Genomic DNA, 17,263 nt, shown 5'->3' on the forward strand with positions numbered 1-17,263 from the left:
ATCCCGAACACAGCAGTTAAGCTCTTCATCGCCGATGGTACTCGGACCGCAGGGTCCCGGGAGAGTAGGACGTAGCCAATTGACTAACCACAGAAATCATATTCTGTGGTTTTTTAATGCAAAAAAATAGGCGAAATTAAGTATATTACTATTAAGAGATAAGAAATAGAAGATATGTATATAAGTATGTATATATAAGCATGATGTCAAAATGGAAGAAATTTGAAAAATTAAGTGGCTATTAATTAAAAATATGTTGATTTAATAAAAAAACGGTGTTAGTATACTACTTAATAAACTTTTTGCAGGATAAGACATATCCAAGTATAGCAAAATGCTAAAATTTCAGACACAGGAGGAAATATCATGAAAAAATTTAACGTAGCAGTAGTAGGAGCAACAGGTATGGTAGGAAGAATGATGCTCAAAGTACTAGAAGAAAGAGCTTTTCCTATCGAAAATCTATATTTATTCTCATCAGGAAAGTCAAAGGGAACGAAGATAACCTTCTGTGATAAAGAATATACGGTAGAAGAATTAGATGAGCATTCATTCGATAGAAAAATCGATATAGCACTATTTTCAGCTGGAGGAGATGTTAGTAAAATTTATGCTCCTATAGCAAAGTCAAAAGGTACAGTAGTTATAGATAACAGTAGTGCATGGAGGATGGATAAAGATGTTCCTCTTATAGTACCAGAGGTAAACCCAGATGATGTAAAATGGCAAAGTGGAATTATTGCAAACCCTAATTGCTCAACTATACAGTCGGTAGTTCCTTTAGTTAAGCTTCATGAAAGATTTAAAATTAAAAGGATTGTTTATTCTACATATCAGTCAGTATCAGGTTCAGGCGTTGGAGGAATAAAAGATTTAGAAGAAGGCATGAAGGGTCAGTCTCCTCAAAAATATCCTCATCCTATAGCCTACAACTGTATTCCACATATAGATGTTTTTAATGAGGATGGCTACACTAAAGAAGAAATTAAGATGATTAAGGAGACTCAAAAGATACTAGGGGATGAAAGTATAAGAGTTACAGCTACAACAGTTAGAGTGCCAGTAAAATACTCTCACAGTGTATCTATCAATCTAGAGTTTGAAAAGCCTTTTGATCTAGATGAAGTATTTTCACTTCTTAAATCAACTGATGGAGTAGTAGTTGTAGATGATGTAAAAAACAATATATATCCTATGGCTATACACGCAGAAGGAAAAGATGAAGTATTTGTGGGTAGAGTAAGAAGAGATTTCAGTATAGAAAATGGATTGAATATGTGGGTAGTTGCTGACAATATTAGAAAAGGTGCTGCTACAAACTCTGTTCAGATAGCCGAACTATTTTTATAAAACATAAAAATTGTGGAACCGAGTTCCACAATTTTTTTAAATATGAAAAATTTAATTTTTATGTGTTGACACTAATTGAAATCTATCCTATAATCAATTTCAACATTTAAATTTAATATTTCCCAAAAGACTATGAAGAGAAGAGTAAATCAGATTGGTAGTTACAGAGAGCCGCAGATGGTGAGAAAGCGGTACGGATTTTTGATTGAAGAACATCTCAGAGTTGCTAACCGAAAGCCTTGAGTGAGTAGACTTAGTCGGAGCCAGACCGTTATATCTGGTAGATATCGACAGCATTTATTGTCCGTATCGAATGAGGAGGATTCATTAAGTGAATCAATCTGGGTGGTACCGCGAAAAGTCTATTAACCTTTCGTCCCTGTATAGGGATGGAAGGTTTTTTTATTTGCATAAATATATGAATATTCTTAAGGAGGAAATGAAATGGCTGAATTTATGGCTGGATTAAAAAGAACAGTATACTGTAACGTATTAAGAGAAAAGGATATAGATACTAACCAAATAGTAATGGGCTGGGTACAAAGAAGAAGAGATTTAGGAGGTGTAATATTTTTAGATTTAAGAGATAAGACTGGAATCATCCAAGTAGTTATAGATGCGAAAAATGTTTCAGAGGAAGATTTTGAAAAAGCTGAAGGAATAAGAAGTGAATATGTTGTTGCAATTAAAGGAAGAGTAGAAAAAAGAGATGAGGATACTATAAACCCTAACCTAGAGACTGGAACTATAGATATAAGGGCTACGGAGGTTAGAATACTTTCAAAAGCAAAAACTCCACCTTTTATGATAGAGGATGCTAGCTTAGTAAAGGAAGAATTAAGACTTACACATAGATATCTAGATCTTAGAAGACCTGCTATGCTAGAGAATCTAAAGATGAGACAAAAGGTTATATCTACAGTTAGAAATTATCTTATAGAGCAGGATTTTCTAGAAGTTGAAACTCCTATATTAACCAAGAGTACTCCTGAAGGAGCTAGAGACTTTCTAGTACCAAGCAGAATGGATAAAGGGACATTTTATGCTCTGCCTCAGTCACCTCAGATTTATAAGCAGCTACTTATGGTAGGGGGAGTGGATAAATATTTCCAGGTTGCAAAATGCTTTAGAGATGAAGATTTAAGAGCTGATAGACAGCCTGAGTTCACACAGCTAGATATGGAGCTATCATTTGTAGATCAAGAGGATGTAATTGAGCTACTAGAGCATTTATTTAGCAAGATAGGCAGTGATGTACTTAAAAGAGAGTTTAAAACTCCATTTAGAAGACTTACCTATGATGAAGCAATGTCATTATATGGCTCAGATAAGCCAGATACGAGATTTGGCTTTGAAATGGTGGATCTTACAGATATAGCAAAGACTTGTAGCTTTGAAGTTTTTTCTAAGATTGCAAACTCTACTGGCATAGTAAAAGCCATAAATGTAAAAGGTGGAGATAGCTTTACAAGAACTCAAATAGAGGAGCTAACTGAAAAAGCTGTGAGCTATGGCGGAAAAGGAATGGCGTGGATAGCTATAGGTCAAGATAAAGAGCTTAAATCTGTACTGACCAAGTTCTTCAAAAAAGAAGAAATGGATAGTATTTTAGATAAAATGCAGGCAGAGCCTGGAGATCTCATTATCTTTTGCGCTGACAAGGAAGCATCGGTTTACAAGATACTTGGAGGATTGAGATTAGATGCTGCCGATATGCTAGGGCTAAGAAAAAAAGATGATTTTGAGTTTTTAGTAGTAACTGATTTTCCTCTTCTTGAGTGGTCAGAAGAAGAAAAACGTTACGTAGCAATGCATCATCCATTTACTATGCCAAAGGACGAGGATTTTGCACTTATGGACAAAGACCCAGGGCTAGTTAGAGCAAAATCTTATGATATAGTCCTAAATGGAGTGGAGCTTGGAAGTGGAAGTATAAGAATCCATGAGCAGGAGTTGCAAGCTAAAATGTTTTCATTACTTGGGTTTAGCGAGGAAGAAGCAAAAGAGCGCTTTGGCTTTATGCTAGAAGCCTTTGAATACGGAACGCCGCCTCATGGAGGATTTGCATTTGGAGTAGATAGATTAGTGATGCTACTAACTGGGTCATCATCAATCAGAGAGGTAATAGCTTTCCCTAAGATGAGAGACGGCTCTTGCGTAATGATAAGCTCTCCATCTACAGTTAGTGATGACCAGCTAAGTGAGCTAGAGCTATATACAAAAGCTCAAGGAGCAGTAATTAAAAAATCTGAATCAAAATCAGCTGTGACAAAAGAAACTATAGAGTATGTAGCTGACCTTGCTAGAATTCATTTAGATGAATCTGAAAAAATGAGTCTAAGTGAAGATTTAAGTAATATTATAGCTTTTGCAGATGAGCTTTCGAAGCTCGATACTTCTGATACTTTGCCACTAGATCATATACTTCCAGTGTGCAATGTGTTTAGAGAAGATGAGCTAGAAAAATCCTACGATAGAGATGAGCTTCTAAAAAATGCTAAAACAAAAGAAGAAGGATGTTTCTTTGTTCCTCAAATCATAGAATAAGAAGCTTGGAGATAACATAAATTGCATGTGCTTACCATTTGCTTATAACGAAGCTTACAATCAAGCTTAAATTTAAATAGAAAGTCACGAGGTGGATTATGAAAACCAGAATTATAGATATGTCGATAAAGGAGCTGGAATCTGCTCTAGATAAAAGTGAAATATCAAGTGTAGATATAGCTAAGTCATATATAGCTCAGATTGAAAAAGTAGATGATAAAATAGGAGCTTATTTATATATAAACAAAGAGGCTGTAAAACAAGCTGAAGCTTTAGATACTAAAAGAAAAAACGGTGAAAAGCTTGGAAGATTAGCAGGAATGCCAATAGCATTAAAGGACAATATGTGTACTGTGGATATGCCTACAACCTGTGCATCAAAGATGATGCAGGGCTATATGTCTCCATTTGATGCTGAGGTAGTTAAAAGGTTAAAAGGTGAGGATGCCATAATGCTAGGTAAAGTAAACCTAGATGAGTTTGCAATGGGTGGCTCTACAGAAAACTCTTATTATAAAATAACCACAAATCCTCACGATATATCAAGAGTACCAGGTGGAAGTTCAGGAGGTTCAGCGGCTTCAGTTGTATCTCATCAGGCACTAGTAGCTCTAGGCTCTGATACTGGGGGCTCGATAAGACAGCCAGCAAGCTTTTGCGGGGCAGTAGGAATAAAGCCTACCTATGGCTCAGTATCTAGAAGTGGCTTAGTAGCTTTTGCTTCATCATTAGACCAAATTGGACCTATAGCTAGAACAGTTGAAGATGCAGCGCTTACCTTAGAGGTACTGATAGGACACGATGCAAAAGACAGCACTAGTGTTAGATTTGAAAAGCCTAGCTATGAAACAGAGATAAAAAAAGATATAAAAGGCATGAAAATAGCTCTTCCTAGAGAGTTTTTCGAGCAGGGAGTTCAAGCAGACGTAAAAGAGAGCATATTAAAAGCTGCAGAAAAATTTGAAAAGCTAGGCGCTATAGTAGAGGATGTAAAGATAAAAAATCTAGACTATGCACTATCAGCTTATTACATCATCTCATCAGCTGAAGCCTCATCAAACCTTGCTAGATTCGACTCTATCCAGTATGGATACAGAACAGATGAATACGCATCTTTGGAGGAGCTATATAAAAAATCTAGACAAGAAGGCTTTGGAAAAGAAGTAAAAAGAAGAATACTGCTAGGAACCTATGCTCTTAGCTCTGGATTCTACGATGCTTATTATAAAAAAGCTCTAAAAGTAAGAACTCTTATAAAGCAGTCTTATGATGAGATATTTAAGGATTATGACATGATACTATCTCCTGTAGCACCTACTACAGCTTATAAAATAGGAGAGAAGAGAACAGATCCAGTAGAGGCATATATGGGAGATATTTATACAGTGCCTGTAAACATAGCAGGACTTCCAGCGCTTTCTATGAACTGTGGATTCGATAAGGATGAGCTTCCTGTAGGGATGCAGCTTATTGGAAGTACTTTTTCTGAGGACACTCTTTTAAGAGCTGCTTATAACTATGAACAGGCATATAAAGCTGAAATCACAAAGACAGGAGGGGTATACGGTGGCTAAAAAACAATATGAAATGGTAATTGGACTAGAGGTCCATGTAGAGCTAGATACAAACACGAAAATATTTTGCGGATGCAGTACAAAATTTGGAGCAAGTCCAAACACTCAGACCTGCCCAGTTTGCATGGGACTTCCAGGAAGTCTTCCAGTACTAAATAAAAAAGTTGTAGATTATGCAGTAAAAGCAGGTATAGCCACTAACTGCAGTATCACTCCTAGAGGAAAGCAAGATAGAAAAAACTATTTCTATCCAGATTTAGCAAAGGCTTATCAAGTTTCTCAATATGACCTTCCACTTTGCCATGATGGATATATAGAAATAGAAGAAGAAAATGAAAACTACAAAATAGGAATAACTAGAATTCATATAGAAGAGGATGCAGGCAAGCTAATCCATACTGATGGGGGCTCTCTTATAGACTACAACAGAGCAGGAGTTCCACTTATTGAAATAGTGTCTGAACCAGATATAAGAAGTGCTGCTCAGGCTAAAGCCTATCTGCAAAAGCTAAGATCCATAATAATGTACGCAGGAATATCGGATTGCAAGATGAATGAAGGGTCATTTCGCTGTGATGTCAATTTATCAGTAAGAGAAAAGGGAAGCGAAATTCTAGGAACTCGTACAGAAATGAAAAACCTAAACTCCTTTAGCTTCATAGTAAAAGCCATAGAAAGCGAATTCAAAAGACAAATTGAAGTGATAGAATCAGGAGATGAAGTAATTCAGGAAACTAGAAGATGGGATCCAGAGCTAGGAAAATCATTTAGCATGAGAACTAAAGAAGATGCACATGATTATAGATACTTCCCAGATCCTGATCTTGCTCCTATAGTGATAACAAAAGAAAAGCTAAAGGAAATTAAAGACTCAATAGAAGTGCTTCCTGATCAAAGAAAGAAAACTTATATGGATAGCTACGGCCTTACAGCTTATGAAGCAGATAAGTTAGTATCAGAAAAATTTATAGCAGATTTTTATGAAGAGGCAGTAAAAGAAGGTAGTGCAAAGCTGGTAGCTAACCTTATGCTCAGCGAAGTATTTAGACTTCTTGGCAAGGAAGAAGAAGCAGAAAAGATTCCATTTGCACCTTCAAAGCTTGGAGTATTAGCAAAGCGTATAGAAGAGGATGTAATCAGTCAAAGCATGGCAAAGAAAATAGTTGAGCTTCTATGGAAGAGCGATAAAGACGTAGACGAGATAATAGAAAAAGAAGATATGCGTCAGATTACAGATGTAGCTTTACTTGAAGGTATAATATCAAAGCTCATAGCAGAAAACGAAGATATAGTAAGCTCATATAAAGCAGGCAAGGAGAAAGCTTTCCAAGCTTTAGTAGGAAGTGTGATGAGACAAACAAAGGGCAAGGCAAGTCCAAGTCTTACAGCTAAGATTTTGAGTGAGCTAATAACTAAGTAAAAAATACAATGCTATTATAAAATGGACAGCTATGAAAAGCTAAATAAAGATAGCTATATCTTGCAAAAAAAATCATCAACTTGCAAAGAGAAAAATGTTTTCCTAGAAAACAGAACTAAAACGAGTATAGATAAAAACAAAATTTTATGATTAAACTTATTATTTTTGTTCAAAAATACTTGTAAAATGAGTCCTTAGTATATATAATCTATCTTATAACTTTTCTAAACTATAAACGGATAATATTGATTAATGTTCGTGTTTGTCATAATTATCTGCAAGATTTTTTAAGGAGGCTGTCATGAAAGTGAAAAAATTCAAAAGAATTTTAGTCGCTAACCGTGGTGAAATAGCGATAAGGGTTTTTCGTGCATGTAAGGAACTGGGAATTAGATCAGTAGCAATATATTCAAATGAAGATAGAACCTCATTATTTAGAACCAAGGCAGACGAATCCTATCTTGTAGGTAAAAATAAGGGACCTGTAGAGGCTTATTTAGGGATAGATGAAATCATAGGACTTGCATTAAAAAAAGGCGTAGATGCAATTCACCCTGGATATGGATTCTTGTCTGAAAATGCTGAGTTTGCAAGAAAATGCGCTGAGGCAGGAATAGTATTTATTGGACCGACTGGCGAGATGATAGATAGCTTAGGTGATAAAATTCAGTCTAAGATAGTTGCAAAAAAAGCCAATGTTCCTACTATACCAGGAGTAGAAAAACCAATTAAATCAGATGAAGAAGCTAAGGAATTTGCAGCATTTTGCGGTTACCCTGTAATGATAAAAGCAGCAGCAGGCGGCGGCGGAAGAGGTATGCGTATAGTAACAAAGGAAGAAGAGCTACTAGAAGCTTTTCACAGCGCTCAAAGTGAAGCGAAAAAAGCCTTTGGTATAGATGATATATTCATAGAAAAATACTTAGAAAAGCCTAAGCATATAGAAGTACAAATATTAGGTGATACTCATGGTAATATAGTTCACCTCTATGAAAGAGACTGCTCCATTCAAAGAAGACATCAAAAGCTAATCGAGTTTACTCCTGCAGTTTCTCTTACACAGGAAAAACGTGAGCAGATATGCCAAGATGCTTTAAAGATAGCAAAAGCAGTAGATTACTGCAATGCAGGTACAGTTGAGTTTTTAGTTGATAAAAATGGAAACCATTACTTCATAGAAATGAATCCTCGTATTCAGGTAGAGCATACAGTTACAGAGATGGTTACAGGCTATGACATAGTTCAAAGCCAAATATTAGTAGCTCAAGGCTACTCACTAGATTCTCCTGAGGTTGGAATTGCATCCCAAGCAGATATAAAGCCTAGAGGCTTTGCTATTCAGTGCAGGGTTACAACAGAAGATCCATCAAATAACTTTGCTCCAGATACAGGTAAAATAGATGTATATCGTACAGGCTCAGGCTTTGGTATAAGACTAGATGGAGGAAATGGCTTTACAGGCTCTGTAATTAGTCCATACTATGACAGCTTGCTCGTTAAGGTAACTGCTCAATCTAGAACTTTTGAAGATACAATAAGAAAAGCTATACGTTCAATCAAGGAGCTTTCTGTTGCGGGAGTAAAAACAAATACTGGATTTCTAATCAATGTTTTAAATAGAGAAGAGTTTCATAAAGGACTTTGCGATACTCACTTCATAGCTGACAATCCATCGTTATTTGACATAGCACCTAAGACGGACAAGGAGCTAAAGGTACTCAGATATATTGGTGAAAAGGTAGTAAACGAAACAAAAGGAAGCAAAAAGGATTTCGATGTGCCAGTAGCACCTATGCCACCTAGACCTTCAGGGCTTGTGGGAACAAAGCAGATTTTAGATGCAAAAGGTCCAGAGGGCTTAGTATCATGGATTCATGAGCAGAGAAAGCTTCTAATCACAGATACTACTATGAGAGATGCCCATCAGTCACTTATGGCTACTAGAGTAAGAACTAGAGATATGACTCGTATAGCAAGAGCTACATCAGTTTATGGAAATGATTTGTTCTCTCTAGAAATGTGGGGTGGAGCAACCTTTGATGTGGCATATAGATTTCTAAATGAGTCTCCATGGGAGAGATTAGAGGACTTAAGACAAAGAATTCCAAACGTGATGTTTCAGATGCTGCTTAGAGGAAGTAACGCAGTAGGCTACAAAAACTATCCTGACAATGTAATCAAAGCCTTTATAAAGCAGTCTTCAATTTCAGGTATAGATATATTTAGAATATTTGACTCACTTAACTGGCTTGATGGTATGAAGCTGGCAATAGAAGAAGTGAGAAATAACAACAAAGTTGCAGAGGCTTGTATTTGCTACACAGGAGATATTTTAGACGAAACTAGAGATAAATATACTTTAAAATACTATGTAGATATGGCAAAGGAGCTTGAAAGACTAGGAGCAAATATCCTAGGAATCAAAGATATGGCAGCTCTACTTAAGCCTTATGCCGCAGATAAATTAATAAGAGCACTTAAGCAAGAGATTTCTATTCCTATTCACCTTCACACACATGATACTTCAGGTAATGGAGTAGCAACAGTGCTTATGGCAGCTGAAGCAGGAGTGGATATAGCAGATACTGCATTTAACAGCATGTCTGGACTTACTAGTCAGCCTGCACTAAACTCTGTAGTTGCAGCTTTAGAAAACACTTCAAGAGCTACAGGCATAAATCTGGATAATATTGAAGAAATATCTAGATACTGGGAAGCAGTAAGACCTGTGTATGCAAAGTTTGAATCTGATTTAAAATCAGGGACTACTGAAGTATACAAGTATGAAATTCCAGGAGGACAGTATTCAAACCTAAAGCCTCAAGTAGAGAGCTTTGGACTGGGACATAAATTCAAAGAAGTAAAAGAGATGTATAAAAACGTAAATGAGATGGTAGGAGATATAGTAAAGGTTACTCCTTCATCAAAAATGGTAGGAGACTTTGCAATCTTTATGGTTCAAAATGATCTTACTCCTGAAAATATCACTCAAAAAGGACAGGATTTAACATATCCAGACTCAGTAGTGACTTACTTTAAAGGTATGATGGGACAGCCTATGGGAGGATTTCCAAAAGACATCCAAGAAATGGTGCTAAAAGGTGAAGAGCCTGTAACAGTAAGACCAGGACAGCTACTTGAAGAGGAAGATTTTGAAGCTATAATGCTGTATCTTAAAAAGACTCATAAAATAGAGCCTAATATGAAGGATGCCTTAAGCTACGCCCTATATCCTAAGGTGTTTGAGGACTACCTAAAATATATCAAGGATTACGGTGATCTTAGCCGAATGGGAAGCGACATCTTCTTCCATGGACTTTCAGAAGGAGAGACTTGTGAAGTAGAAATAGCAAAAGGTAAAATCCTAGTTATCAAGCTTTTAGAAATAGGTAAGGTTGACAAGGAAGGAAGCCGATTGCTTGCATTTGAAGTAAATGGAAACAGAAGAGAGATAAAAATCTACGATAAAAACAGCGGACAGGAAAATAAAGTTACCTTTACTCAAATGGCTGACCCTGACAACAAAATGGAAATAGGGGCAAGCATACCAGGCACGGTACTAAAGATACTAGTAAAAGAAGGCGAAGTAGTAGAAGAGAAACAAAGCCTAATGGTAGTAGAAGCCATGAAAATGGAGACCAATATAGTAGCTATGCAAGCTGGAAAAATAGAGGCTATCCTAGTAAAAGAGCAGCAGCAAGTAAAATCAGGAGAGCTTCTTATAAAGCTTGAGGAAATATAATCAATAGAGACTAAAAGTCTTTTATAAGTGACAAAAATTAAAAATACCATGCAAAGGTCTTATATAAAAGACTTTTGAGTGGTATTTTTAATACTAAAAATCCTAGATTAAAAAGCATCTGCAAAGCATTAGCGTAGAGCTTAATCTAGGATTTTCTATTGTAAACTACTGCTTTTTTAGTCCGAATTTCAAAATATCTATCATTGCATCAGCACTTTTTAGAAGGTTTTCAAAGTTTTCTTCGCTGACATTATTTGAGTTATCAAAGTAAAATTCAGTTATGGCTATACTCATATGAGTGAGTATCTGAGAGGTTAGGTTTACATCGATGTCATCTCTTAGCTCATTTTTGTCCATGGCTTTTTGGATAAAGGCGTTGAATAAGTCCACTGCACTTGTTGCATTTCTAGATATAATCTTATTTTTTAAATCCTTTGGGATATTCACCATGAATCCAGTTGCTATTTTGGTCAAGTTTGGCTCGGCAGCTGCAAATTTGACACCATTTCTATAGAGCAATCTCATAAATTCAAAAAAATCCATATCCTCAATTTTGTCAAAATCCTTTTCCATAAATTTGATTTTTTCTTGACCTATTATATCTATAATATAGGTGTAGAGGTCTTCCTTATCTTCAAAATACTGATAAAAGCTTCCTTTTGCAATCTTTGCACGTGAAACAATTTGGCTTATGCTGACTTTTTCATAAGGCTTGTTAGAAAATTCATCTATAGCAATATTATATATGTTTTGTCTCTTTTCTTCAGGAAGGTTAAAAAAAGTTTCTTTTGGCATTATATCTCCTCATTTGGTTATATTCTATAATTCTTATAAGTCATGCTATAATTTATAAATTTTTTTGTCAATATATTTTTATTTTTATCTGGAGCATATATGGTAATCTAAGGAAAATGCATGCAGGGGGATGATAGAAGGTGAAGTTTTTTACTGAAGAAGCTTTTAGAAATAAACTCATTGGATTACTGGGAGTACTAGTGCTATTTTTAAGTCAAAACTATGTGGAGGAAGTAATAGGCTCCAAGAACGCATATAAGAGCAATCTATATGTAAATTTTGAGCTATATGTCAATCAGCTTGAGAACCTTGATACCTATCTTACTTCAGTTCAGGAGATAAATAATATCAATGAAATAAGACCAGTATATATAGAAAATTCAGTTATAACTTTGATGGAAAGAAATAGAATGAACATGGCTATAGTTCAGAAAAAATCCGTGGATTCTGAATATTTTTTTGATGCTATCGAAGTGTATTCAGGGGTAAATAAAAATATAGAAGCCGTTATCTCTGATGATAGCGTTTCGGAAAAAGAGCTAATATATATTAAGGAGCTTAGTAAATTTAATAGAGCTAATCTTGAAAATGCAAAGCAGCTAATTGAATATGATAATAACAATTACGATGAAAGAAAAAAGCTGGAAAAAGAAATCTTTGAGATATATGAAGAGCATATTGAGTTTATGAGCAAAGCTTATGAAAAATCGAGCCCAGAGAATTTAAAATTGCAAATGGAAGTAGCTAAAGAGGAAAATAATATTACTAAAGAATCTGTAAGAGAGGAGCTAGCAAAAATCTCTAAAAGAGTTACTGGTTTAGATACGCTTTCATATTTTGCTGAGCCTTATGCAGATGAAAGATATAGCTGGTCATATACTACGAAAAAAGACCCTAAGTCTCTAGATAGAACAGATGAAGATGTGTATACCTTTGAATATGTACTAGCAGAAAATAAAGTGAATTTTTATCAGTCATATAGAATTTTTAATGATGAGCAAGAGGAGTTGACAGAAGATAAGATGAGAGCTCTAGCAGATGAGCACATAAATAAACTAGGCATAGGTGGAGAGTTTGTAAGCAGTGAGAAAAACAAGTATGAATATGTAAGTGAGAATCAAAATAGGGATTTTGATTATATGACTTTTTATTACAATAATAAAGACAATGACATCTACAATGAATCAAGCAATATAGAAGTGAAGGTGGAGAAAAACGGAAGCTTAGATTCGAGCTTTTATTTGGTTACGAGTGAGCCTAAAATAAACTGGGCAGATGAGAGCTTGGTCAAAGAAAAATTTAACAACGAAAGCAAAATACAGTCTATAATAAAGGTAGTAAATTCTAAGAATGAGGGCGAATTTTTGGTTATGACAAAAGAGGAGGATAAGCTGTATATATATGTCTATGATGGAGAAAGTGCAGAGCTTAAGCTGTATGATAAGTTGGACAAAGACAGACACCCTTTTTACCACCGCATATTAATGTAAGAACAATTTAGTTTTTGGGGAGCTGATGATATGGTCAAAATAATACTGATTACTATGAACTTTATAAAATAGCGAACTATCCTCAGAAGAAATCATTAATGATGGTTCTTTTTGACCACTATATTATATTTTGGGATAGGTTATTAATGGAATTATAATAAAAAAGAACTCACAAAATAGTATGATTATTTGTAAAAGGTATATGTTGTGTAATAAAATGGGAAGTATTCTAAGTTTATTTTATGTTACTCTAGCCATAGATATATTTAGTTAACATCAATAAATAAATATAGTATTAATTATAGGGGGAAGATATGAAAGTTTTTTTATCTCATAGTAGTTCAGACAAAGATCATTATGTTAGAGTTGTTTCAAAAAAAATGGAAAGAGATCGAATAATTTATGATGAATACACTTTTGAAGAAGGAGTGAAATCTATTGAAGAAATTGATAGAGGATTGAACAGTAGCGATTTGTTTGTAGTATTTTTATCGGAAAATTCGCTTAATTCTCACTGGGTGAAATATGAGTTATTCAAAGCAAATACACTTCTTACTGAAAGTTCTAAGTTAGAAAGAATATTCCCTATTATTATTGACAACCGTATAAAACATGATGATAAGAGAATTCCTGATTGGCTCAGAGAAAACAATCTTAAAGTTGTTATTTCTCCTAATAAAGCTGTTCAACTTATACATCAAAGATTGATTGAAATGAGTTTTTCAAAACATCCTAAGTTAGCTGAGAAGAATAGAATTTTTGTTGGAAGAAATGATGTAATTGAAGAGTTTGAGATGAGAATTAATGATTTTAGAAAAAAAGTTCCTGCTTTCATAATTGCATCAGGACTTCCAACCATTGGACGTAAAAAAGTGATTTACCATTCTTGGATAAAAACTGATACTATAAAATATAGTTATATTCCTCCAATAATTAATCTAGATTCACATGAAAGTATTGAGGATTTTGTTTTTAAATTATGTGATTTGGGTTTAACAGAGAGAAGAAAAATAGAAATTAGCATTTCTACTCCATTAGAAGTGAAAGTAGGTATTGCAGCAAAGTTGCTATATGAATTACGTGATGAACATCAAAGAGTATTTATTAATGATAATGGTTGTATAATTACACATTCAAGAGAATTAGTAGGTTGGTTTAAGGATTTATACGAAAAAGTATCAGAAATTGGATATATGGTAATTGGAATCGCTTCCAAATACAGAGTGTATGAGGCATACCAATATGATTACGAAAATATAATGTTCTCACATATCGAAGAACTTAGTAAATCTGAACGCGAAAGATTATTTTACAGATATTTGCAGTTGGAAGATTTGGAACTTTTGTCACAAGATGTAGATTTTTTTGTTGGTTTGCTAAAGGGTTATCCAGAGCAAACTATGTATGCAAGTCAATTAATTAAGCAACTTGGTGTTGCAGAAGCCAAAAGAAAATCACACTTGATTGTGGATTATAATACAGACAGAGTTGTAGAAATCATTAAAGAATATAGCGAAGATAGTCATGCACTAGGAATACTAGCCTTATTGTCAGAGTTTGGCACAATTGGTTATGAGACATTCTTTGAAGTTGTTGGAAACGATAATGCAAACTACAGGTATCTTGAAGAGTTTTATGCGAAAGGGATATGCGTTAATATTGGAACTAACAAAGAGTATATTCGATTAAATGATATTATACATGATTATCTTATACGCATGAGTTTAAAACTACCGAATGAATACAGTCTTGCAATAACTAAAAGTTTAGATGCGTTCATTCATGACTATAATCAAGATGAATATATCATTGATTTGACTGAATATCAGTATATGATTAAAAGGGCATTATTAGAGAATAAAGTTGAAAACATTGCAAGATTATTAGCTCCATCACATTATTTAAAGACAATGAAAGAGCTTTACGATATTAGAAAAAATTATAAAGATGTTATCATTTTAGCTGATAGAGTGCTGACTAATGAATCTTTTATCGATAACCACATTAAGCAAGAAATTAGATACTATCTGTGCCTAGCACTTGCAAGGAAAAATGATGATCGTTTTCATCAAGAAGTAAGGAAAATTAGTGGAGCAGAACATGATTTTCTATATGGATTCTATTATCGTCTTTCTGGCAAAACAGATAAAGCAATAGAAAGATACGAGGAAGCTCTGAGCAAGCGGAAAAAATTTGCACGAGCTCAAAGAGATTTAGTTCAAGTATATTTAAGTATTGATGATTTTGAAACAGCATATAATCTAGCAAAGGAAAATTACAAAAATGATAAAAAAAGTAATCCCTTTCACATACATGCTTATTTTACAAGTTTATTAAGGAACTCAAGGGTTGAGGATAAAAGTATTGAGTTAAATAAACTACTATCAGAATTAAATAAAAATCAGCATAATAATGCTGAGGAATTCTATTTAAGATGTAAATCACAGTATTTGGCATATTGTGAAAACGACGAAAAGCAGTCAATTGATTTAATTAACGAAGCATTAGTCAAGTATCCGAATAATCATTGGGTTTTAATGGATAAATTTTATATTTGTGTAAAATTCAAAAAAATAAATGAATTAAAGAAAATTCATAATGATTTTGTTAAAAATTATACTAATAATTTAGCCTCAAACAACAATACTTTAACTAAGATGAAAATAATTATTGCATCTTTGGAAGGGAATAATGATGTTATACCAAGTCTTATTTCTGAATTAAATTATTACCCAGAGAGAGTGCTTGAAAAGTTGCGAACTCGTTATGAAATCAATTAGCTATTACACATTAATTTATTTTATATTATGGTTTCTGTAATAAGAAATTCTTATTGTATTTTTATAAAGCCACAGTGTGGGAAGAATTCACTTTGGTTTATAAATAATCCATCATACTATTAGAACCTAAAACGGAAAATGTTTGTTGTCTATTTTTGTCAAATTGTAATTTTACTGTAAGCGTAAAATAGAACATGTTTAGGTTCTGAAATTTTGAAATTGGATAATAAGCACCAATAATATCAATTAACTCATGCAAACTCCAAAATGTATTTTTTGGAGGAGAGGACGTTTTTTGGACTTTAGATAAGTAATCCAAAATTTTTTCTATATTCTATAGGGATTAAGAGTCCTAATAACAGTTTAATACGTTTTTCATTATATCATCTAATATATATACTTCTTGTAAATCATTGGGACGTTGCATTTTTAGATTGGTTATTATATATTTTTATAAAAAAACACACCAGTATGATTATTTCAATCAAATTACTTAGTAGGTTCAAAATATATTTATTGCAGATAATCCAAACTACAATCAAAAAAACCGTTCTTATTTATTAAAGGTTAATCATTGATTAAATGTCTTTGTGAAAAATCTCTAAATATCAATGCTAAAATGTATTTTTTTGAGGATCTCAAAATGTACAATTATTAGAATTTAAAGTACAAAAAAATTTAATTCTTATTATTCACCTTTATTTCTAACAGGTCAATCTTATCTTTTAAGCGATATGATGGACCTGTTATTTTTATTACTGTTGAGTGATGAATTAATCTGTCTAATATAGCGTTAGCTAACGTTGAATCAGAAAATATTTCTCCCAATTTGTGAAGGGGTTGGTTTTTAGTTATTATTGTAGAATTCTTTTCGTATCTTTTGTTTATCAACTGGAAAAACAAGTTAGCACCTTGCCTATCTATTGGAAGATAGCCTATGTCATCTATTATCAATAGTTTATATTTAGCATAATGCTTTAATTTGTTTTCTAATCTATTTTCAGCGTGAGATTTATTAAGCTACGTTATTAAATCATGACATGAGATGAAATATGTTATATTTCTTGTTTTAGCTACAGCTCTATCATTAGAAGCATGTACTAAAGGTAAACGGATAAAGTTTTATACAGCTTCAGAACTAGCAAATATATTGCTAGAAAAACATCAAGAACGCAGTTTAAATACATTTATGAGAACATTAAACAAATTGGATTTACTAGTCATAGAAGAGACTGGTTTTGTTCCTTTGCACAAAGATGCATCGGAGTTATTATTTCAAGTAATATCTGATTCTTATGAAAAGCGTAGCTTGATAATTACTTCAAATTTAGAATTTGGAAACTGGAATATAGTGTTTGGCAATAACCGCCTAACGGCAGTTTTAGTAGATAGGTTAGTACATCACGCTCATATCTTTGTATTTTCTGGTGAGAGCTACAGACTAAGAGAATCTATGAAACGGCAGCAAAAAAGAACATAGATTTGGCAAGTGTTGTATTTTTCGCTGCCGAAATATGTGTTTTATTTCATCAATATATTTTTCACTCGTATGATAATGTATTATG

Annotated in this window: 9 protein-coding genes, 1 rRNA gene, 1 pseudogene and 1 other annotated feature; of the genes and pseudogenes, 9 read left to right on the forward strand and 2 right to left on the reverse strand. The window is 33.7% G+C overall.

From position 1 onward, the window contains the following. The 6 genes from rrf to B5X47_RS03690 all read left to right on the forward strand — a co-directional run. Positions 1–81: ribosomal RNA gene (rrf, locus tag B5X47_RS14125) — 5S ribosomal RNA — on the forward strand; the annotation flags it as partial. A 285-nt stretch (positions 82–366) separates the two neighbouring features. Next, positions 367–1,350 (forward strand): aspartate-semialdehyde dehydrogenase, encoded by a 984-nt coding sequence (locus tag B5X47_RS03670; protein ID WP_079588866.1) that lies wholly within the window; start codon positions 367–369, stop codon positions 1,348–1,350. Positions 1,351–1,473: 123 nt separating this feature from the next. Further along, positions 1,474–1,734 (forward strand) — a binding site (T-box leader). 60 nt (positions 1,735–1,794) lie between these two features. Continuing rightward, positions 1,795–3,897, forward strand: coding sequence for an aspartate--tRNA ligase (aspS, locus tag B5X47_RS03675; protein WP_079588867.1), 2,103 nt, complete (start codon positions 1,795–1,797; stop codon positions 3,895–3,897). A gap of 98 nt (positions 3,898–3,995) precedes the next feature. Then, positions 3,996–5,471 (forward strand): Asp-tRNA(Asn)/Glu-tRNA(Gln) amidotransferase subunit GatA, encoded by a 1,476-nt coding sequence (gatA, locus tag B5X47_RS03680; protein ID WP_079588868.1) that lies wholly within the window; start codon positions 3,996–3,998, stop codon positions 5,469–5,471. Further along, positions 5,464–6,891 carry an Asp-tRNA(Asn)/Glu-tRNA(Gln) amidotransferase subunit GatB gene (gene gatB, locus B5X47_RS03685; RefSeq protein ID WP_330395732.1) on the forward strand — a complete coding sequence of 476 codons (1,428 nt, stop codon included), beginning with the start codon at positions 5,464–5,466 and terminating at the stop codon, positions 6,889–6,891. Before gatA ends, gatB begins: the two co-directional genes overlap by 8 nt. 301 nt (positions 6,892–7,192) lie before the next feature. Beyond that, positions 7,193–10,633, forward strand: coding sequence for a pyruvate carboxylase (locus B5X47_RS03690; RefSeq protein ID WP_079588869.1), 3,441 nt, complete (start codon positions 7,193–7,195; stop codon positions 10,631–10,633). Positions 10,634–10,798: 165 nt separating this feature from the next. Here B5X47_RS03690 and B5X47_RS03695 read toward each other — a convergent pair whose 3' ends face one another. After that, positions 10,799–11,428: a TetR/AcrR family transcriptional regulator gene (locus B5X47_RS03695; RefSeq protein ID WP_079588870.1), complete on the reverse strand. Its 630-nt coding sequence runs from the start codon at positions 11,426–11,428 to the stop codon at positions 10,799–10,801. Between the two features lie 140 nt (positions 11,429–11,568). Between B5X47_RS03695 and B5X47_RS03700 the strand changes: the two genes are divergently transcribed. Continuing rightward, positions 11,569–12,918 (forward strand): hypothetical protein, encoded by a 1,350-nt coding sequence (locus B5X47_RS03700; RefSeq protein WP_079588871.1) that lies wholly within the window; start codon positions 11,569–11,571, stop codon positions 12,916–12,918. A 314-nt stretch (positions 12,919–13,232) separates the two neighbouring features. Beyond that, on the forward strand, positions 13,233–15,698 hold the full coding sequence (locus B5X47_RS03705; protein WP_079588872.1) for a TIR domain-containing protein: 2,466 nt from the start codon (positions 13,233–13,235) through the stop codon (positions 15,696–15,698). Between the two features lie 678 nt (positions 15,699–16,376). Here the strand turns inward: B5X47_RS03705 and B5X47_RS03710 are convergent. Then, positions 16,377–16,706, reverse strand: a pseudogene (locus B5X47_RS03710) (ATP-binding protein); the annotation flags it as partial. A gap of 37 nt (positions 16,707–16,743) precedes the next feature. Here B5X47_RS03710 and B5X47_RS03715 point away from each other — a divergent pair. Continuing rightward, positions 16,744–17,178 carry an ATP-binding protein gene (locus B5X47_RS03715; RefSeq protein ID WP_079588873.1) on the forward strand — a complete coding sequence of 145 codons (435 nt, stop codon included), beginning with the start codon at positions 16,744–16,746 and terminating at the stop codon, positions 17,176–17,178. The last annotated feature ends 85 nt before the right edge of the window (positions 17,179–17,263 follow it).

The organism is Acetoanaerobium noterae, from assembly GCF_900168025.1.
In the GTDB taxonomy this organism is placed as follows: Bacteria; Bacillota; Clostridia; order Peptostreptococcales; family Filifactoraceae; genus Acetoanaerobium; species Acetoanaerobium noterae.